At 30.0% G+C, this 20,988-nt stretch carries 16 protein-coding genes; all 16 read right to left on the bottom strand.

Going from position 1 to position 20,988, the window contains the following annotated elements; all coding sequences use genetic code 11:
• Nucleotide 1 precedes the first annotated feature (1 nt).
• The gene (locus tag AANAER_RS03200) at nt 2-2,965 is read right to left on the bottom strand and encodes a MutS-related protein (RefSeq protein WP_129082388.1); all 2,964 of its coding nucleotides are present in this window, start codon (nt 2,963-2,965) and stop codon (nt 2-4) included.
• A 1-nt stretch (nt 2,966) separates the two neighbouring features.
• On the bottom strand, nt 2,967-3,386 hold the full coding sequence (locus AANAER_RS03195; RefSeq protein ID WP_129082387.1) for a heme-binding domain-containing protein: 420 nt from the start codon (nt 3,384-3,386) through the stop codon (nt 2,967-2,969).
• A gap of 5 nt (nt 3,387-3,391) precedes the next feature.
• A complete protein-coding gene (locus AANAER_RS03190; RefSeq protein ID WP_129082386.1) occupies nt 3,392-3,721 on the bottom strand; it encodes a thioredoxin family protein in 330 nt (109 codons plus the stop codon).
• Entirely contained in the window at nt 3,705-5,732 is a 2,028-nt protein-coding gene (locus AANAER_RS03185) for a DUF1538 family protein (RefSeq protein ID WP_129082385.1), read from the bottom strand. The genes AANAER_RS03190 and AANAER_RS03185 overlap by 17 nt, the downstream gene beginning before the upstream one ends.
• Nucleotides 5,719-6,429, bottom strand: a complete 711-nt coding sequence (locus AANAER_RS03180; RefSeq protein ID WP_129082384.1) for a potassium channel family protein — start codon at nt 6,427-6,429, stop codon at nt 5,719-5,721. The genes AANAER_RS03185 and AANAER_RS03180 overlap by 14 nt, the downstream gene beginning before the upstream one ends.
• An 8-nt stretch (nt 6,430-6,437) precedes the next feature.
• Nucleotides 6,438-7,994 (bottom strand): ion transporter, encoded by a 1,557-nt coding sequence (locus tag AANAER_RS03175; RefSeq protein ID WP_129082383.1) that lies wholly within the window; start codon nt 7,992-7,994, stop codon nt 6,438-6,440.
• 78 nt (nt 7,995-8,072) lie between these two features.
• A complete protein-coding gene (locus tag AANAER_RS03170) occupies nt 8,073-9,686 on the bottom strand; it encodes a cation:proton antiporter (protein WP_129082382.1) in 1,614 nt (537 codons plus the stop codon).
• Between the two features lie 134 nt (nt 9,687-9,820).
• Nucleotides 9,821-11,374 (bottom strand): 2-isopropylmalate synthase, encoded by a 1,554-nt coding sequence (locus AANAER_RS03165; protein ID WP_129082381.1) that lies wholly within the window; start codon nt 11,372-11,374, stop codon nt 9,821-9,823.
• Between the two features lie 318 nt (nt 11,375-11,692).
• The gene (locus tag AANAER_RS03160; protein ID WP_129082380.1) at nt 11,693-13,129 is read right to left on the bottom strand and encodes a flagellin N-terminal helical domain-containing protein; all 1,437 of its coding nucleotides are present in this window, start codon (nt 13,127-13,129) and stop codon (nt 11,693-11,695) included.
• 81 nt (nt 13,130-13,210) lie between these two features.
• Complete coding sequence (locus AANAER_RS03155) at nt 13,211-13,855, bottom strand: response regulator transcription factor (RefSeq protein ID WP_129082379.1); 645 nt, start codon at nt 13,853-13,855, stop codon at nt 13,211-13,213.
• Nucleotides 13,856-13,863: 8 nt separating this feature from the next.
• Nucleotides 13,864-15,474 carry a sensor histidine kinase gene (locus AANAER_RS03150; protein WP_129082378.1) on the bottom strand — a complete coding sequence of 537 codons (1,611 nt, stop codon included), beginning with the start codon at nt 15,472-15,474 and terminating at the stop codon, nt 13,864-13,866.
• A gap of 44 nt (nt 15,475-15,518) precedes the next feature.
• The gene (locus tag AANAER_RS03145; protein WP_129082377.1) at nt 15,519-16,109 is read right to left on the bottom strand and encodes a phosphatidylserine decarboxylase; all 591 of its coding nucleotides are present in this window, start codon (nt 16,107-16,109) and stop codon (nt 15,519-15,521) included.
• A gap of 5 nt (nt 16,110-16,114) precedes the next feature.
• Entirely contained in the window at nt 16,115-18,157 is a 2,043-nt protein-coding gene (gene ftsH, locus AANAER_RS03140; protein WP_129082376.1) for an ATP-dependent zinc metalloprotease FtsH, read from the bottom strand.
• Between the two features lie 17 nt (nt 18,158-18,174).
• A complete protein-coding gene (locus AANAER_RS03135; protein ID WP_044416084.1) occupies nt 18,175-18,981 on the bottom strand; it encodes a 50S ribosomal protein L11 methyltransferase in 807 nt (268 codons plus the stop codon).
• A 44-nt stretch (nt 18,982-19,025) separates the two neighbouring features.
• The gene (locus AANAER_RS03130; RefSeq protein ID WP_044416086.1) at nt 19,026-19,958 is read right to left on the bottom strand and encodes a tRNA dihydrouridine synthase; all 933 of its coding nucleotides are present in this window, start codon (nt 19,956-19,958) and stop codon (nt 19,026-19,028) included.
• The gene (locus tag AANAER_RS03125) at nt 19,958-20,974 is read right to left on the bottom strand and encodes a hypothetical protein (RefSeq protein ID WP_129082375.1); all 1,017 of its coding nucleotides are present in this window, start codon (nt 20,972-20,974) and stop codon (nt 19,958-19,960) included. Before AANAER_RS03125 ends, AANAER_RS03130 begins: the two co-directional genes overlap by 1 nt.
• Nucleotides 20,975-20,988 lie beyond the last annotated feature (14 nt).

Here is a 20,988-nt window from a genome sequence, read left to right as displayed (position 1 = left end):
TCTATCTCTCTTCTTCTTTTACCATAGTATAATGAAGTTCCAATCCTTTTGAAGTTGCTACAAAACCGTTTATATTTATAGTTCCTTCATGTACCATTTTATGATGTTCTTTACAAAGAGGTATTAGATTATATTTATGATTTGCGTTAACATGCCCTATAAACCCATCTTTATTTGCCCTTGCCTGTTCTTTTATGTGGTGAACGTCATCACAAGCTTTTCCGCAAATTACGCAAGAGCTTACAAATACATCTTTGTTGTATTTTGAAGCTTTTCTTTTGGTTAATCTCTCAACAGGAGTATAATCATCGGTCAGTTTTTTTCTAATCTCATTTGCTACGCTTAAAAACTCTCTATCCATATGTAAAGATTTTGCATACTCCAATCCATACATAGAAGAGCCGCTTCCGTATTTTAGTTTTCTATCGAAAATAAGTTTGTCTTCTTGATTTTCATACATTACGGATAGATGAAGAGAAATTATGTTTTTAAGTTGTGCTATCTCTTCTATTTCGGGAAGTTGATGTAAATGTGTCGCAAATACAAAAAGAGATTCCAGTTTGGCTAGTTTTAATATCGCACTTGCGACAATAGACAAGCCGCTCATTGTTTCCGTACTGTGGGAAATTTCATCTCCTAAAACCAAAGAGCGTTTATTTGCTCTATTAAAAATATTTTTAAGCTCTAACATCTCAACCGCAAAAGAGGATAAACCTTTTGCAATATTATCAGCTCCGCTGATTCTGGTAAAAACTGAATCAAAAATAGAAAATCTCATAGATTTGCAAGGTACATAAAATCCTGCTTGTGCAAGAATTACCGCTATTCCTATTGATTTCATCAAAGAGGATTTTCCTGAAGAGTTGATTCCGTAAAGCAAAATACCGTGCATTTTATTATTGTTAATATTAATAGGATTTGAGTTTTTTATAATAACATTGTTTTTATGTTCATCTTGTGCTAAACTAAGTTCTCCTAAGATAATATCATTAGGTACATAGATTCCCTGCTCTTCATTTTCTTCAATAATCGGATGTCTTAAATCAATAAGTTCCAAAAAGTTTTCATCATCTTTTGTTTTAACTATTTTAGGACAAACATAATTGTGTTTTTTTGCTGTTTTTATATTTGAAACCGTTAAATCAACCTCAGCAATAAACTGTACCAAATCCTCTAAAAGCGTTGCAAATTTTTTTTCAAATTCAGAAAGTTTTTCTTTAAACACAAGTTTATTAAGCTCAATTATTCTTCGTAAATTGTGTACATATCTGTCTGATATTCTATCTGTTAAACTGCAAGAGATTTTTACGCTTGTTGTCTGCACTTTTATATTAAAATCTTTAAATAAAAGAAGATCATCATCAATTATTAAATGGGAGGTTAAAAGCTGCTCTTTTATTGAGTTATATCTGTTTTTTGTCAAACTTAAGAAGAATCCCTCTTTATCAAGTCTTTGAATTGAAACATAGTTTTGATCGCTGCTGCTTAAAAAAGATAAAATATGATTTTTCAAAAGTTCAAGTTTTGCGTAAAGTTTTTCATTCTCTTTATTTAATTCATCTATTTTATGATTTATTCCGCTGCAAACCATATTTGACTCTACATCTTTAAGCATATATTTTCCCGACACGCTTAAATCAAAAGTTGAATCAATAGAATCAATAAACATTTGAAGCTGGGCCAAAGAACAAGGAGGTGTTATAAATTTATAATTTTCCATAAAAGAGACTACTTCTTTTATACTAAGTAAAGAATCATATAAATAATTTAACTCAAAAGGGTGAAGTCTGCTTAGTTTTATTCTTCTTGTAAGTCTTTCTATATCATAAATATTTGCAAGTTCATTCTCTATTGGAGCATGATAATCATATAGCTCTTTTGAAAGAGCATATCGTCTTAACAACTCTTTACTCTCTTTTATTGGATGGGTTAATCTCTCTTTTAAAAGTCTTTTACCCATTGCCGTCGAAGTTTGGTTTATAAGTTTTATAAGACTTGGATTATGGGTTGTTTCTATAATATTTAACTGTTCTAAAGCATTATTTCCTAAATAGATATATTTACTTACGTCAAGTTTAACGGGATGTGAAAGTTTTTGAACTATATTTGAATCATGTCCTATTACAAAATCAATCAAAATAGCCAAAGCTTCCGAGCTTAAAGGAACTCTCTCCATATCAAGATGTTCTATTGCAGTCAAAAGAGATTCTATATTAAATACATTTTTAAAAAGTTCGTTTTGATATGTAATTTTAGGAACAAAAGAGCCTATATGAAAAGTTTTTAGTTTAAGTTCAAGATAATCTATTACCTCTTTTTGATTTATATTTTTATCTTTAAAAGTTATTACTACTTCATTTGTTTTATGCATATTCATATAATTGAAAACTTCATCAAGAGCAAAAAACTTATCTTCGCTTGTTCCGTGAACTTCATTGTAAAAACATTTTCCCGTTGTAACATCAATAGCAGAATAACCTATAAGATAAATTCCTTTTATCTCATCTACGACCAAAGAGGTTATATTGTTTTCATCTTGATCTAAAACAAAATCAAAATTCGTTCCGGGGCTTACTACCGTATCAAGATATCTTGATACTTTTGGAGGTACTCCTTTTTGTCTTATTAAAACTACGGTATATTTTTGTTCACCGATTATTCTTGCTAAATGTTTTTCCAGCGAGATTGCAGGAACTCCTGCCATAATAGGATTCTCTTTTGAATTTTCCAAAATAGATTTGTTTTTTCTTGTTAGCTGAATATTTAAAAGTTCAGCTATCTCTTTTGCTTTTCCTATCTGTTCTTCATCATTATTTACTTCGTAAACCTCAAAAAAAGTACCTATTTCCATCAAAATAACAGTATTTTGACCGTACTTTTTTTCAAACATTTTTTGAAGTTTAAAATAAGTAACAGTAAGTAGTGTTTTTTTATCGTCTAATAATTCTTGAACTTCTTCTCTCAAACTATTTTTTAACTCCCGTCCATTCTCTAATCATAGTTCTTTGGCTTCTTGTTAATTCGGCATCTTTATGAATCCATTTATAGCTGTTTAAAGGCATTGCCGCATATGCCGTTCTAAATATCTCTTTTAGTTTTTTGTTTTTTTCTTCTTTTGTATAATTTTCCCAAGTAGAAAAATTCAATGCTTTTCTTCCATCTTTTACATGTCTGTTTATCATCCAGGAAAAAGGTGCAATATTTGAATACCACGGCCATTTTACCTCGTTTGAATGGCAATCATAACATGAAGTCTTTAACATCGTCATTATATTTTCAGGTGCTTTTATTTCCAAGTTTTTATCTGTTTTTTCATTTGTTTTATCAATTTGTATAAACTGCATAGCTATAAAAACAACTGCTATAATAAAAATCGTTTTTTTCATAAATTCTACTCCGTAAATAGCTTATAAGGTCTTTTTATCTCATCAATAAAGCAAGATACGGAGATATTTCTTCCGTACCTTTTAAACTCTTTTGAATCAAAAAATATTACTATTGTCGGAATAGAAAATACCGAAAAACTACTTGCTATCTCTTTATATAAATCAACTTTTATTTCCCGAAGCTCAAATTTAGGAAAGTTTTTTAAAACCTCTTTTTCTATTTTGGGTTTCAAAGCTTTGCATACAGAGCAATTTTCTCCCGAAAAATATACAAGTACAGGTTCTCTTGTATCTATTAGACTGTTTATTTGCTCTAAACTATTTATCTGTTTCATTTAATACCGGCTCTTCTATTTTTGATGTTAGTTTTTCTTCCTCTTTTTTTATCAAGGTTTCCGTGTCATTTTCAGGATTTTTATGATCTTTTCTATTTATAAAAATATCATGTCTGCTTAGACTTATTCCTTTCATATGACTCAAAGGAAAAGCAAAAGCTATACCTTTTCCCGTTGTAGTTAGGTGTAAAGTGTGAATAATAGATTTAATAACGGGATTAACCAAACTTTGAGGAAGTAAAAAGAGTAGTAACACGTCATTTGCCTCAAAAGAACTTCTATAATAATTATCCATCTGCCCAAGCCCTATTCCGTCTGCTCTTAAAACAGTAACACCAGGGGCTCCTGCTTTATTTGCAGCTTGAATAGCATCCACTTTTTTCTCATTTGGAACAATAATAACAACAGCGGAAAAATCCATCGGTAAAGAGTGTCTTCTGTCGCTTCCGTCAATATTTACCGTTGCTAAATCCATATTTTCGGCATCAACTAAAGCATCCCTTAAAATATTAGCCGCTTCAATTTCGGTATCTGATTTAACTCCTAGTTTTTCTGTAATGATTCCATAAAGCATAACCGTAATCATAGGAAAAAGAGAAGCAAAAGCTATAAGCCCGAATCCGTCGATTAAAGGACTTCTTCCTTCAATATTCGTAGCAAGTCCTATTCCAAGTGCGGCAACAAGAGGAACAGTTACCGTTGAAGTAGTAACTCCGCCGCTGTCATAAGCAACTGGAATAATATATTTAGGAGCAATTGAAGTTAATATAATAACAATAATATACCCAAATATAATATAGTAGTGAATATGTCCGCCGTCAACTATTCTAAATGCTCCTAAAGCAATTCCTATAGCTACACCGAAAGCAACAAATATTCTAAGGGCAAAATCATTTATTTTTCCGTCACTAATCTCTTTTGCTTTTTTTGCAATAGCCATAAGCGCTGGTTCTGCCATTGTTGTAGAAAAACCGATTGCAAAAGCAAAAGCATAAACCATATTCATAGATTCTGATTTGGTAAGTTGGAAAGCCATAGTTTCACCAAGGCTGAATAATCCCATTTCCAAACCTAAAATAAAAGCATAAAGTCCTATTACTACTAAAAAGAAACCTAAGAATACGGTTTTAATATTGTCTATTCTTTTCTTTAAAACACCGTATTGAAAAAATAGAATAATAAGCAGTATTGGAGCAACATCTTTTACAACTGAAGCTATTCCCTTAAAAACAGAGAAAATCGTAGTATCTGTAGGTACAGAGACCTTTGCATTAATTACTACAGAGGCAACATCTTTGGCTTCAACAAGATTATAAACGGCAATTCCGTAAATCTGCACAAAAATCATAGGGGTTAAAGAAGCAAAAGCTATAAGTCCAAAGCCGTCAATAACGGGATTTCTTCCTTTTATTGAAGAAGCTAGACCTATTCCGAGTGCTGCAACAAGAGGAACAGTAACAGTAGAAGTCGTAACTCCACCTAAATCATATGCAAGACCTATTATCTCTTTTGGAGCAAAAAAAGTAACGCCTACAACCAAAATATATCCAGCTATAATATAATAATGGATTGCATGACCTTTGTAAATTCTATAAACTCCTAATAAAATGGCAAATCCTACAGAACCTGCCACAACAAGTCTTAAAATATTGGCATCGATTCTTCCGCTTGAAATAGAAGCTGCCTTATCTGCAATTACCACAAGTGCAGGTTCCGCTATTGTTGTACCGAAACCTATTAAAAAACCGAAAATCAAGACCCATTTCATAGAGCCGTTTCTTGCAAACTCCCTTGCCAGACCTTCTCCCACAGGGAAAATTCCTATCTCAAGTCCTTGTAAAAAAACAGCTAAACCAAAACCTACTATACATAATCCAACAGCAGTTGAAACCCAGCCTTCAGGCACTGCTTGGATAATTGCCAATTGAAAAAACAGAATAACTATTACAATAGGTACCAAATCTCTAAAAGACTCTCTTAAGAGCTTTAAAAAAAAGTTAAACTGCATCATTAGCAACACCTATAATATAATTTCTAAAATTCCGTAAATCAGAACTTTTACCTACAACAACCAAAATATCTCCTTCGTCAATTTTATGATTTATTCCTTTCGCATTAAAAATAAAATTATTTCCTCTTTCCTTATCCATTATTCCGATAAGCAAAATATTAAACTTTTTATGACTTGTTATCTCTTTTAAAAGTTTTCCGTCCAGCTTAGAATCTTTTGTAATCGATATTTCCGATATATTCAAATCCGATTTACTAAATAAAATTTCATCTAAAACTTTCAACATCAGAGGTTTTGTCATATATCTGTATATTCTGAAAGCTGCAAGTTCATTTGGGTTCAAAACTTTTGTAGCTCCTGCTATCATCAGTTTTTTTGATTCCGCTTTTGTTTTTGAAGTGGAAATTATCTTCAAATTTTTATCCAAGTTTCTAGCAGACAAAGTTACGAAAAGATTGTTTTTATTGCTGTTACTTACGCAAAATAGTGAATCTATCGAACTTCCGATTCCCAATTCTACAAGTTCATTGTCATTTAGAAGTGTAGAATCATGGGTTATAAAACCCTCTTTTTGAGCTTTTTCTAAAGCCAAAGGTTCAAAATCTACAATAATCACTTTATAGCCTTTTTCATCCAAAATATTGGCTATTTTTACTCCTAAAGTCGTATATCCGTAAATTATTACACTATTTTTCATTTTTCTGCCTAAAACTCTTTTGTCAAGAAATCATTTCTTAACTCTTTTAAAGACTCTTTAAACCCTATCACGATTAAGATATCTTTCTCTTTTAAGGTATATTTCAAATTTATAGGATTAAAAATAAATTCATTATTGTTTGAACGATTTATTATACCTATCAAGGTCAGATTATAATCTTCAAAATTTATAAGATTTATATCTTTATCTATTATTCTCATTCCGCTTACAATCTCTATTTCATCAACTTTTGCATATTTATCCTCTTCTAGCAAAATTCCGTCAACAGCTTCAAATGCAACCGGTTGTCCTATATATTCTCCTGCTACAAAAGCACTTATCTGATTTGAGTTGATTGTAAAATCTGCACCTGCCAATTTTAGTTTATTTTCCACTTCTGGATCATTTACCAACGTTATTATCTGAATATTACTATCCAAAGCTCTTGCTCCAAGAACTATTGAGAGATTTGTTGCATCATCTTCACTAAGTGCTATTATTGTTGAAGCACCGTCACCTACTCCGACATTTTTTAAGAAATCCATATTTGTAGGATCTGATAATATTCCCAAAAGATTGTCATCTTTTGCCGAAGCTATTCTATCTTCGTTATCATCTACTATTAAAACTCTCCTTTTATGCCTGATAAACTGTTTTGCCAAATTTTTTGCCAAAATATCGTAAGTGCAGATTATTACAAACTCTTCAAGTTTTTTAACTTCGTTTTCTACTCTGTTCTTTTTTATTTTTTCCATTCTTTCTGCTAAAGCCGTAGTAACAATAGAGGTACTAAAAGCAATAACCAAAAAACCGTTTATTATAAGAACTAAAGTTACCATTTTACCTTCGGGAGTAATGGGAACTATATCACCGTAACCAACTGTAGAAATTGTAATTAAAGACCAATATACTGCATCGAAAAAATGATTTACCTTATCATTTACGCCTTGCGGTCCTTCATATACGAACATAATAGTTGAACCGAAAAAGATAACAACACCACTTAAGATAGCCAAAGTATAAAGTTCAAATTTTCTTTCGATAAAGATATTTAAAAACTCTTTTAGAGAGTTTGTATATCTAAGTATTTTAAAAAGTCTAAAAAGCAAAAAAATTCTTAAAACTCTTATAGGTCTGTATGCAGGAAGGATTGCTAAGAGATCGATTATAGACATAGGAGAAAAGATAAAATCAAGTTTTTCTTTAAATGCTTTTTTTAAAGATTTTGAGACTTTATACTCTTTTGCAAGAAAAAGACTCTCTTCATAATCTTTTATAACCGTTTTCCTGACATCACTGTATACCCAAGCTCTTCCCAGCCATTCAAACAAAAATATAACAATAGCAAAGTATTCATAAGTATCAAGAAGAAATAGCTTTGGATGATTAACTTCATAAATTAATATACCAATAGTACTTAAAACTAGAAAAATCATACAAAAATCAAAATATTTTTTATATTTGTATTGATTGTTTTCTAATATATTTTTCGTAAACTTTTTAAAAGAGCTATATTTTGCGGATGCATCTAATTTATAAAAAGCATTGACTATTATATTTTCCATTTTTCCTATTTTTATTGAGCTAATATATTTATTATATCAATAAATATAGTTTAAACTACTTATAAATAGGAAAAATCTTTATTCTTCACCCTCTTTTTTTATGATTAGATTTGTAATTTTTTTACTGGTAATCATATTTTCTACAAAAATATTTGAGATATTAAAATCACTTATAATATCACTCTCTTTTTTTGTATGCACTTTTACGATTATTTTATCTGTTGAGACTGTCTGTTGAATACTGTCACATACTTGATATAATTTTTTTGCATTGTCAATAGCTACGATTACATATTTTGCCTCTTTTAAATTAGCACTTCTTAGTAAATCTTTATTTGTGGCATTTCCAAAAACTACGTTATAACCGCTTTTTAAAGAGCGGTAAAAGCTCTCTACGTTGTTTTCAATAGCTATATAAGGTTCTGAACTGTTTGCCAATTCATCTGCAATATTTCTTCCAAATTCACCTAAGCCCAAAATAATAGTGTGATCTTTTAAACTGCTTGACTCGATATCTTCTTGTTCTACTACGGTCTCTTCATTTTTTGTAAGAAAATCCACAATGGAAGTCAAATTTTTAAGTATTATAGGAGTTGCAATCATACTTAAAACTATCGTTACAATCATAATTTGTCCATAAGGGGCAGGTACAAGTCCTCCTGTTTTTGCCAGCTCAAGCAAAGCTAAAGAAAATTCACCTATTTGAATCAAACTAAGTGCAGTTTTAAGACTGACTCTTTTGTTTTCATTTATTCTAATAATCAAAAAGATAATTATAAATTTTAAAACCATAACTGCTGCAAGCAGAGCCAATATTATATGAATATATGAAAAAATAATTTCAAAACTAAGCTGCATACCAACTGTTATAAAGAAGATTCCTAAAAGCAAATCTCTAAAAGGAACCAAATCAGCTTCTGCTTGATGTTTATATCTGGTTTCTGCAATCAACATACCCGCAATAAAAGCACCTAAAGAGTATGAAAACCCGAGTAAATGAGCTAAATGAGAAGCGCCTATTGCTAAAAACAGAATAGTTCCTACAAAAAGTTCATCGGAATTTGTTTTTGAAATTGCTTTAAAAAAAGGTTCAAGCAGATATTTTCCTATAGTAAAAAGTAAGACTAATAAAATAATCGCATGAATAAACATTTCAAGTAAAACTTCATGAATACTTTCAGAAGACGTTGTCATAAATCCTATAGTCAAAAGAATAGGAATAACAGCAATATCCTGCATAATCAATATTCCCAGACTTCTTTGTCCGTATCTTTTATTTATTTCACCTGTTTCATTAAAAGTTTTTAGAACAATTGCCGTTGAGGATAAAGAGATAACAAGAGATAAAATAAATGAAATATCTTTTGGAATATCAAAAATATAATAACTAATACAAAATACGATTATTGAAGTGACTGCTATTTGAAGTGTTCCTGCTACGAAAACCTCGTTTTTCATCTTTTTTAGATGCTCTAAAGAGAACTCCAAGCCTATTGTAAACATAAGAAAAACAACGCCGAATTCTGCAATCTCTTTTAAAGTATGATTATTTACCGCATCATGTAATTCAAATCCGTAAGCAATAATCGTTCCCGTAAAAATATAACCTATAATAGTAGGAAGATTGAACCTTTTTAAAAAAATATTTGTCATAAGTGCAAAAAACAAAGTGGTGACAATAATAGTCAGCATAAATTTCCTTGAAAGTTATTTTAATATAGATATTTTATCTAATTAAGCTTATAATTGATTTTAAATCTCAATATGGAAGTTATTTTTTTATTTGCTTATTTATTATGAGAGAAAGTATAAAGTAGAAAACTACTTTATACTTGGTGTTCTGTTTTTTTAGACAATCTCTCTTTTTGAGAAAGATAAGAGTTAACGGCTCCTAAATAAGCCTTTGCAGTTGCCATCATAGTATCAATACTTAAGCCGTGACCTACAAACTCAGGTGAAGCTTCATCAAAAGAGACTCTAGCTGTAACTTTTGCCAAAGCATCTTTTCCTTCAGTTACGGATAAAACTTTATAATCTTTTAATTGACCGTCATAACCTGTAAGTCTGTCGATTGTTTTAAAGATTGCATCCATAGTACCGTCACCGATATTTGCATCTTGTATAATCTCATCTTTATATTTGATTGTAACTGCTGCCATTGGCATACCGTTTGAACAATCAGAGATTTGTAAGCCCAATAAATCGTAAGTTTTATCTGAATTTAATGCTTCATCCGTAATTAACATTCTAACATCATCATCTGTTATATCTTTTTTCTTATCGGCTAAAACTTTAAATTTTTCAAAGGTTGCGTTTAACTCTTCATCACTTACTTTATCAAATCCTAACTGTTTGATTTTGTCTCTAAAGGCAGCTCTTCCCGAGTGTTTTCCTAAAATCAATGTAGAATCTTTGAATACTCCCACATCTTCAGGTTTCATAATTTCATATGTCTCTTGATGTTTTAAAACACCGTCTTGGTGGATTCCACTTTCATGTGAAAATGCATTTTTACCGACTATTGCTTTGTTTTGTTGCGGTTCAACACCTGTTATTGTTGCAACTAATCTTGAAGTAGGATAGATTTCAGGAGTATTAATATCAGTATACAATCCGCCGAAAGCATCACCTCTAGTTTTTATTGCCATTACAGCTTCTTCTAAAGCTGAGTTTCCTGCTCTTTCACCTAAACCGTTGATTGTTACTTCAATTTGTCTCGCTCCGTTTACAACCGAAGCTAAAGTATTTGCAGTAGCCAAACCCAAATCATTGTGATTGTGTACTGAAATTATAGCTCTGTCACCTGCGAAATCACTTAACTCTTTTACCATAGCACCTAATTCGCTGGGTAATCTATATCCAACTGTATCAGGTAAGTTGATAGTTGTAGCTCCCGCACTTATAACAGCATCCATAACCTCTTTCATAAAAGGGATTTCAGATCTTCCCGCATCTTCCAATGAGAACTCAACATCATCAACAAAAGTTTTTGCATACTCTACTGCTCTTACGGCTCTTTTGATAACCTCATCTTCACTCATTTTTAATTTATATTTCATATGTATCGGTGAAGTAGCAATAAAAGTGTGGATTCTGTGTTTCGGTGCATTTTGAACCGCAAGTCCTGCTTGTTTGATATCATTTTCAATAGCTCTGCTTAAAGAACAGATTGAAGAGTTTTTAACAACTTCCGCTATTCTGCTTACAGCATCAAAATCTCCGGGACTTGCTGCTGCAAATCCTGCTTCTATAATATCCACACCCAATTTTTCTAATTGTAATGCAACTCTTATTTTCTCTTCTGTATTCATAGAACAACCAGGAGATTGTTCTCCATCTCTTAATGTAGTATCAAATACGTAAATTTTATTCTTATCCATAATTATTACCCTTGTAAAAGTGACGCATTATACCTTTTTTTTATTGTAAAAAAAGTAAACCTATGTTCGTAAATTTTGATTTTTGTTATTTTAAAGTTAAATATTAGAGTGATTTTGAAAGAAGCAGAAGAGAGTTAACACTTTTTATGAAATTGTTGTTGAAAAAATCAAATATTTTCATTTTACTCTCCTAAAATTTTAAAGTTTGTCATTATATAAATTTATGGATTGTTTGTCAAGAGTTTGAAGTAACTCTATAAAAATATTTTTTCATATGTAACCAACCTTTCTTTTTTTATTCTTTAAGCTCTTTTGTTTTTACTTTAGTAAATCTAATACTCTTTTCATAGTTTCATTTTGTTGGGCTTGAACAAAAGAACCTGCTTGATTTATTATATTTAACTTATTGAAATTCGCACTCTCTTTTGCATAATCGACATCTCTTATTATACTTTCGGCATTTTTTATATTTGTATAGTTTGTTAAAGAATTTCTTACTGAAGATTCTAATTGGTTTGTTCCTGAACCGACATTTGCCCTTTGTGAGTTTAATTGAGTTAGAGATGAGTTTATAACGTCCATCAATATTTGGGATTGAATCTTTAAATCTGGATTAGTATCATTTCTAACTAAATTTAAATTTTCACAGCTGCAAGTTTCATCTTCTTCTGAAGTATTCGTTCCTTCTGATGTACCCTTCCATTCAGCACCGACATCATAAGAACCGTTACCATTTATAAAAATGATCAAATCTTCTGTAACTTCGGATATAACTATCATTTCATCATTTACATTTAATACTTTTGTTTGAGTTTCACCTTCTTTATCAACATATTCTACTGTAGTATCTCCCAAAGCATCTTTTGGAGAATTTAAAGTATATCTAGTTAAATCATTTACATATGAAGCACCTGAATTAAATTTATCTGAATTTAAAGATATTATATCTTCAGGGCTATATCCAGAACTCCAACTAGAATCTGTACTTACTGTACCAGCTGCATGAACTCCATCTTTTGTAAAAACTTGAATTGTATCATTTGCGCCATGGTCATCCAAATGAATAGTCAAATTCTTAGTTCCAGAGGGAATTGTAATCATATAATTTCCTGCTGGATTTGAACTATATGATACTCTGTCATCAAGATCATTTGATAAAATAATCCCATCTTCAGAAGAACCAATTGTCTCAGGAGGGATAACAGTGGGATTAGAATCAAATCCTGTAATGAAATTATTTAATTTATTCGGGTCTTCTAAACCCATATTTTTTGAAGCAACAGAATTTATATCTACACTTACAATATTAAATGAGTCCTCTCCTACTTGAAAATCAAATGGACTCGCACAACCATTCAATAAAGGTGTTGTATTATAATTTGTACTGCAAACAATATTATCATAAGCCTCAATTAATTTTAAGATTTCTGTTTTAATTATAATTCTGCCTTCTTCAGAGGTGGTATCAGTATTCATTTGTATTGCTTTTGCTTTTATATTATCTAAAATATTACTAAGTTCATCCATACTTTTATCAGCAATATTCATCATTGCTATTGCACTGTTTGCATTTTCAATTCCTTGTTTAATACCACTTGCTTGGGTTCTTAGTTTATCTGCAATCGCAAGTCCTGAAGCATCATCACTGGCTTTATTTATTTCAAGGGAAGTAGATAATTTATTTAAAGATTGGGATAATTTTTTTTGGTTTAATGTACTATTATTAAGAGTTAAAAAAGAATTATTTAGTAACATTTATAACCTATTTAAGAATTATTAAATTGATTATATGATGAATTTGTGGCTAATATGTGTCAGAGTTGTCTAAAGAAATTTCTATAAATGTATTATAAAACCTTCTTGATTTACGGTTTCTATTATATTGTTTGATAGTTTTTTTCTTAATCTTTTTACCATACTTCTTATTGCTACGGAAGTTTTGGATTCTCCTTCATAAACATAATCTTCTATTTGAGAATTTGTTACTATACTGTTTTTATTTAGAATTAAAAGATGTAAAAAGGCTTGTTCGTTTTTTGTTAGATGCACATTTTTATTATTTATATAAAACTTTTTATCTATTAAAGAATAATGAATATTTTTTGATAATTCAATATTAGTTTCACTTCTTTCTAAATCATATTTTTTAATTTTTAGAAGCAACTCTTCTATATCAAAAGGTTTTTTTAGATAATCATCACACCCTTTGTTATATGATTCTCTGATTTTATCGATATCTATTATTGCACTTATCATTATTACTTTTATTTTTTTACTTATTCTTTTTATGGATTCAATTAAGGATATCCCTTCTAGTGTAGGTGTATTTATATCTAGAATATATAAATCATATAAAGAAGAGAGACTATCTAAAGCCTGTAAGCCGTCATAAAAACTCTCTACATTGTGATTTTCTAATTCCAAAGATTCTTTAATTGCGGTATTTAAACTATAATCATCTTCTAATAAAAAAATTTTCATATGGCATTTTAATCTTTTTTCGTGGCAGGATTGTGGCAGTTAAGATAATAAATAAAACTATTTACTCCTTTTTTAGATATTACATCTTTTTTTATATTATATTTTTGTGTAATATCTTTTACTATACTTAATCCTAATCCATGACCTCCTATTGAACTGTTTTCTCTTTTATATTTATCAAAAATTGCCTTTTTATCGACAATTTTATCTCCTTGACTTGTGAAATTTAATATATTGTTTTCCAAAGTAACTTCTATAAGGGAATGTAACTTACTATATTTTATTGCATTTGACAGATTATTATCTATTAGTCTTATCAACTCTTTTTTATCCATTTTTACAATACACTTACTGTTTATTTGAAGTTTTATCTCTCTTCCTTGAGCCGTAGCTATGGTAGAAAAATACTCAACTCTCTCTTTTAAACATTTAGACAACTCTATTTTTTTGATTGAATAATCCAATTTATTTCTAGTCATCAAAAAAGTCATATCATCATAAGAATTTTTAAGAGTTTTTATTGCCCCTTCTATTTTAAGCGAATAACTATCTTTCCCTTTTATTTTATCTCTTAGTTGATTGTTTAAAAGAATTATGCTTAAAGGTGTTTTTATTTCATGGACAGAGTGTTTTATAAACATATCTTTTTGATTAAGTAGTATCTCTTTGTCTCTTATTTTAAAAAGTATATATATTGTAAGAAGTCCTATTAAGAGTAAAATAATGTATATAATATCTATTTTATCAATTTCATTTTGTAAAAAACTTTTATCAAAAGTAAGACTATAAATAATTTTTATATCATCAAAAATTATAGATTGTTGTTTTGCATATAGTGTTTTATATGATTTATCTATTTTTATAAAGTTTTTGTCCATCTTTTTGACAATATTTTTAACATCGTTTTTTATTTTTTTCATTTCATCTAAAGATAATTTTCTACCTTTAAACTTTTTAAAAATAAAGTCTCCTATATATCCGTCTTTTGAAATTGTATAGGCTCTATAACTTGATACCGTACTGTTTTTATTAACAAGTGAGTAGATTTTTTCAAGTTTATTATCTGCATTTTTATATTTAAAACTTACTTGAACAACTCTGTTTGAATCTGGAAGAAAAGAGTCGGTATAACTAAAAAACTTTTGAGAATATGATTCAAATATTGGTGCTGAAACACCTATCTCTCCTCTTTTTTTATGCTCAAGAAAACTCTCTTTTGCAAAACTTAAATTAAAACCTAAATCAGGCTTATAGGTAGTATTGATTATTGTTAAATTTTTATCTGTGATATAAATATCGTAAGGCTTATTTGGATGATTTTTATTTATCTCATTATATATTTCATCTAAAGAGTTATCGTATCCGTTAGAAACTAAATACTTTACAACCTTTTGATGTAGTTTTTTAAGATTTTCTCTTTCACTACTATATTGATATAAGATATATGTTAATAAACTGTTTGATTCATTTTGAAGTTTGTAAAAAAAGATTTGTTCGTTTTTTAGATATTTTAATTTTGTATTTTCAATAAGATAATAACGAAGAACAAAAGATATCCCTATAAAAAGAGTTAAAAACAGAATAATAATCGTTGATAATTTAGTTTTATATTTTGGCATTTAAAATAATATCATTTTATATATTAATTAAATAAAAGATATTATTAAAATGTTGCTATAACTGATTTCCCCGATATAAGTTTTTCTCCAAGTTTTACTTTTACTTGCATATCTTTATCAAGATGTACAATAACTTTTCCGTGAAAAAACATACCTATTTTTTCACCTTTTTTAAAACTTGTTTTTTCTTCTATTCTAATTGAAGGGTTACATAAAGAAGATAATAATTCCATACTTATCTTATCATATTCAATTAAGATTTGTTCGTTTAATTTTTTTGCTTTATATGTTCCAAGAGGTAGATTTATACCTCTTTTTTGAGTGATTTTAACTTCTGCATCTTCTAAACTTCTTAAAATATGCAAATCGCAAAGCCCTACGTCTATCGTGATACTTTTTTTAAAGCCGTCACTGTCTATAGAGCTTATTCTCCCTGAAACGGGAGTATATATTTTGTCCTTTTCATGTGCAGTTATATCTATATATTTAAATCTATATATAAAGATAGAAAAGAGTAATGCCACAAAAGATAAAAATGCTAAAAAATCACAATCAATTATAAATAAAAACAAAAATATTATAAAAATAATTAAAATCGGTCTTTTACCCTCTTTTGCAACAATACTATCAAACATAATAATTACTCTTTATCCTCTTTTTTTTCTTCTTCACTGTTTTGAGTAGAAGATTCACTATTTTCAGAACTCTCTTCAGAATCTTCTTTATCTTCACCCTCTTTTACCGAATCTGTATGAAGATCTTCTTCTTCAAATACTTCTCCGCCGTGAGCTTTGATAATATCTCTTACTCTTTGCCCTGTTATTACTTCAACATCAAGAAGCTCTTTTACCATCTCTTCAATTGCATCGTTATTATCTCTTAATTCTTGTAATACAGCTTGATATCTGTCATCTAAGACTCTTTTTACATATTCATCAAGATTTTTTGCCATCTCATCAGAAAAATCTTTTTGTGTTTGACCGCCTAAGAACTGATTTTGTCTCTTTTCTAATACCATAAGTCCGACAATATCACTCATTCCGTAGATTGTTGCCATTGATTTTATAATATCAGTTGCTCTTTCTAAGTCGTTTCCTGCACCTGTACTTATTTCACCTATAAATACCTCTTCAGCAGCACGTCCACCTAATAGAGTATCTACTTCTGCGATAAGTTCATGTTTTTGCATTAAGTATTTATTCTCTTCAGGAGTATTTAACGTATATCCAAGTGCAGCTAAACCTCTTGGTACAATAGATACTTTATTTACTTTTTTAGCACCTTTTGTAATCTCTGCAATTACTGCATGACCTGATTCGTGATAAGCCACAATTTTTCTCTCTTTTGGTGAGATTCTTCTTGATTTCTTTTCTAATCCTGCAATTTGTCTTTCAACAGCTTCTTTGAAATCTTCTGCATTTACCTCTTCTTTAGATGCACGTCCCGCTAAAAGAGCAGCTTCATTAACGATATTTGCTAAATCTGCTCCTGCCAGTCCTGCTGTCATTCTTGCAACTTCTACCAAATCTACGTCACGACCAAGTTTTACATTTTTGATATGAACATTTAAAATCTCTTTTCTACCTTCAAAGTCAGGTTTATCAACTAAAACTTGTCTATCAAATCTTCCCGGTCTAAGTAATGCAGGATCTAAAACTTCAGGTCTATTTGTAGCTGCAAGAACAATTACAGGTGCAGCTTCTGTTGAGAATCCGTCCATTTCTGCCAAAAGTTGATTCAGGGTTTGTTCCCTTTCATCATTTCCACCCATAGGTCCACCAGAAGCTCTACTTTTACCGATTGCATCAATTTCATCGATAAAAATAATAGCAGGAGCCACTTTTTTTGCTTGTTCAAAAAGATCTCTAACCCTACTTGCTCCAACCCCTACGAACATTTCGATAAAAGCTGAACCTGAAACTGATAAGAATTGAACATCTGCTTCCCCTGCAACAGCTTTAGCTAAAAGTGTTTTACCTGTACCCGGAGGTCCTACTAATAACACACCTTTTGGAATCTGCGCACCAAGTTTTATATATCTGTCAGGAGCAGAAAGAAAATCAACTACTTCTTGAACCTCTTCTTTTGCTTCTTGATTCCCTGCCATATCATCAAAAGTTACATTCGGTTTTTCGGAATTTATCATTTTTTTAGAACTTCCGATTCCTAAGATTCCTCCTGAACCTCCGCCCATTGATTTTGACATTCTTCTAGCTAAGAACATCCAAATTGCAAAGAATATAAAAATAGGTAAAACCCAGCCAAACAATATATCAGCTAATAGATTTTCTTCGTTTATTCCTCCGTAGGCAATACCTTTTTGCTCCAAAGTAGGAATTAAAGTATCATCAGGAACTACTCTTCTTACCGTATAAGTCGTAACTTGACCGTTTGACGGTTTACTTACAGCTTTTATTTGAGTATTTCCTATTCCAACATACTCAATAGAATTTGAGTTTATCAATTTTTTTAAGTCCGAATAAGGAACTGTTTTGTTTTTTGTTTGTCCGAAACTTGACAGTCCGCTACTTTGAGACATCATTGATTGGTCATTTCCTTCAGGGAAAATCGCCTTAAAAACAAAGATTGTGACTATTGAAAATATCACAAAAACTAAAAGCGGATTGTTATTAAAAAAATTGTTGTTATTATCTCCACTATTTTTATTATTTTTATCAGCCATTAAATATTACTCTCCTTTTATTTTTTAAATACTACAGTTATCCACTCATTTTTGTGGATTAGTTTTAACTGCTCTATATCTTCAAATTTTTTTAAAACCTTATCAATATGTTTGTCCAATATCCCTGATATTATTAAAATACCATTATCTTTTAAGCAGTTTTTCAAATCTTTAGATATAAGAACTAATACATCAGCAACAATATTTGCTATTACGACATTATATTTTTTTTCTGCTTTATTAGCGCTTCCTAACCATGATTTGTTAAATATAACATTATTTAAATTATAATTTGTTTTTGTATCTTTGATACAGACTTCATCCGTATCACATATATCAACTTTAGCACCAAGCTTCGACGCTGCTATTGCTAAAATACCGCTTCCTGTTCCCACATCTAATACTTCATCATCTTTTTTTACATACTCGCTTATTGCTTCTAGGCAACTTGAAGTTGTTTCATGATGTCCTGAACCGAAAGATAGAGCAGGATCAATAATGATATTTATTTTATCCTCTTTTTCTTTATTCCAAGAAGGTCTTACATAGAATTTACCGACTTCTACTGCTTTTACCGAATCTTGATACTGTTTAATCCAATCAATGTTTTTCTTTTTTGTCAAGACTGTTTTACACTCAATACCTACTGCTTTTGAAAACTCTTTAATTCCGTATTCAATATCACTTAAATCATCTTCGCTTCTTGCAATAATTGAGTTATTGCTCTCTTCTAATGCTTCACTTAGCAAAGAATTAAGCAGCTCAAGAAAAACTTCATAATTTTTCGATGGGGTTATTATTAATTCATAGTAGTATTCCGACAAATATTATCCTTTGAAAAAAGTTTAATATTTTATCTAAAAAGTTTTTAAAAAAAGTTTTCTATCATATCCCTCATAATTTTAGGTTCTGATATTCTATTTATTATATCTCTAAATTCGGCAGCACCTTTATAACCTTTAGAGTAAGAGTGAAGAAGTTTTCTAAACATTATTGCCCCATGATCGCCGTGGAATTTCAATACTTCATCGAAATGTTCTAAGATAATCTCTTTTTTCTTATCTTCCGTTATATTCTCAATTCCATGTTTTAGCTGATAAAAAATCCAAGGTTTTCCAATTGCCGCTCGTCCTATCATAACTCCGTCAGCGTTTGTGTACTTTAAAACCTCTTTAGCTTTTTCATAATCTTTTATATCACCGTTTGCAATAACAGGAATAGCTACGGCTTCTTTCATTTTTTTTATTGCATCGTAATCAACAGGTGCTTTATATTTTCCGGCTCTTGTTCTTCCGTGAACTGCCATATAATCTACACCGCAGGCTTCAACTGCTTTTGCAATTTCCACAGGTGTTTTTTCATTTACACCTATTCTTACTTTTGCTGTTGTATACTGTTTTTTATTGTATTTTTTAACAGTTCCTAATATCTCTTCTAACTTTTTTAAATCTCCTAAAAGATTTGAACCTGAACCGTGATTAAAAACTTTAGGTGCAGGGCATCCGCAGTTTAAATCAATCCCGTCGATTCCTTCGATATCATTAAGTATTTCAACGGCATCTCTTATTAGTTCTACTTTATTTCCCGCAATTTGTACGATATAGGGATCTTCGCTTGGAGATTTTTCAATCATTTTTCTTGTTTTTTCAGACTTGTAAACAAGCGCATTTGAAGATATCATTTCAGAAATAGTTACATCTGCACCGAATTTTTTAACAACAGAACGAAAAGGTAAATCCGTATATCCTGCAAGTGGAGCCAGCACCATTAAAGGCTGGCTGAAATCAATTTTTTTATTCATTAATTATTATATGAGATATCATCTAACGAGTACTGTTTTCCAGCCTCTTTTAAATCTATTAAGGCTCTAAATGCCAACAATTCATCGCTATTGTATCCGCTTAATATTTCTCTCACTTTATCAATCATTTCAAGTTCACAAAGTATATATAAATATGCTTCAACTGCTTCTTCTACTTCATTTGAAATAGTTTCAAAAAGTTCTATTATTTTATCAGGAGATAAAACCTCTTTATAAAGTTTTGCTAAAGTCAGGTATTCACTTTTTGAATAGTTTAACGATTTTGTAATTTTTAAAATCTCTTCATTTGTTAAACCAAACTCAATATTTTCAATATCTTTTAAAAAGAGTTTAAATGCCATTTCCCTGTCAAGTTTTACGTTTGTATAAACTTTTTTGACAGTTGTCATTGCTTTGTCTTTTACAACATTTAAAAAGGCAATTTTCACTACATCTTCAGAATAGTTTTCAACTTTTTTTAATACATCTAAAGAGTAATCTGTTTGTTCATTTATTTTATTAATTAAATTCTGTTTTGCAAGTTCACTGTTAGCATCTAATTTCAAAGATCTGTCGTTTACAAATTTTCCGTCTTTTATATCTTTTATTGCAGAAACGGCTTTATTTAAATCTTCACTACTTGATGTAAAAGCCGTATCTTTTACATCAAGTTTCAATTGACTTAAAACTCTGAATATTTTTTTATATCCTTTTGTTTTAAATTTAAATTTTTCCTCTTTTTGTAATAAGAAACTTCTAATCGAAGCTACAAAAGTCTCTTCATCTTTTACAAATGCTTTACTTCTGCAGTAGTTTAATGTTCCATAAAAAAGTAGATGTAAAAGACTTAAAACAAATAGAATAATGACCGGTAATAATACCCATACAACAATAGGTAAATTAAATGAAATATCAAAAAAGTTTATTTCATAATATCCTGCTTCCATACTAAAAATAGCAATTCCTATTACCAAAATAAATAATAGTGAAAAGCCAATATATGCTTTAAGTCCCACTTCTAATCCTTTAT

This window comes from Halarcobacter anaerophilus, from assembly GCF_006459125.1.
GTDB classification, from domain to species: domain Bacteria; phylum Campylobacterota; class Campylobacteria; order Campylobacterales; family Arcobacteraceae; genus Halarcobacter; species Halarcobacter anaerophilus.
This window is presented reverse-complemented; position numbering and strand designations above follow the sequence as displayed.

Excerpts from the sequence above, each read along its gene's own strand:
- AANAER_RS03195 (WP_129082387.1), bottom strand. The coding sequence starts at position 3,386 with ATGAAAAAAACGATTTTTATTATAGCAGTTGTTTTTATAGCTATGCAG.
- AANAER_RS03190 (WP_129082386.1), bottom strand. The coding sequence starts at position 3,721 with ATGAAACAGATAAATAGTTTAGAGCAAATAAACAGTCTAATAGATACA.
- AANAER_RS03185 (WP_129082385.1), bottom strand. The coding sequence starts at position 5,732 with ATGATGCAGTTTAACTTTTTTTTAAAGCTCTTAAGAGAGTCTTTTAGA.
- AANAER_RS03180 (WP_129082384.1), bottom strand. The coding sequence starts at position 6,429 with ATGAAAAATAGTGTAATAATTTACGGATATACGACTTTAGGAGTAAAA.
- AANAER_RS03175 (WP_129082383.1), bottom strand. The coding sequence starts at position 7,994 with ATGGAAAATATAATAGTCAATGCTTTTTATAAATTAGATGCATCCGCA.
- AANAER_RS03170 (WP_129082382.1), bottom strand. The coding sequence starts at position 9,686 with ATGCTGACTATTATTGTCACCACTTTGTTTTTTGCACTTATGACAAAT.
- AANAER_RS03165 (WP_129082381.1), bottom strand. The coding sequence starts at position 11,374 with ATGGATAAGAATAAAATTTACGTATTTGATACTACATTAAGAGATGGA.
- AANAER_RS03160 (WP_129082380.1), bottom strand. The coding sequence starts at position 13,129 with ATGTTACTAAATAATTCTTTTTTAACTCTTAATAATAGTACATTAAAC.
- AANAER_RS03155 (WP_129082379.1), bottom strand. The coding sequence starts at position 13,855 with ATGAAAATTTTTTTATTAGAAGATGATTATAGTTTAAATACCGCAATT.
- AANAER_RS03150 (WP_129082378.1), bottom strand. The coding sequence starts at position 15,474 with ATGCCAAAATATAAAACTAAATTATCAACGATTATTATTCTGTTTTTA.
- AANAER_RS03145 (WP_129082377.1), bottom strand. The coding sequence starts at position 16,109 with ATGTTTGATAGTATTGTTGCAAAAGAGGGTAAAAGACCGATTTTAATT.
- ftsH (WP_129082376.1), bottom strand. The coding sequence starts at position 18,157 with ATGGCTGATAAAAATAATAAAAATAGTGGAGATAATAACAACAATTTT.
- AANAER_RS03130 (WP_044416086.1), bottom strand. The coding sequence starts at position 19,958 with ATGAATAAAAAAATTGATTTCAGCCAGCCTTTAATGGTGCTGGCTCCA.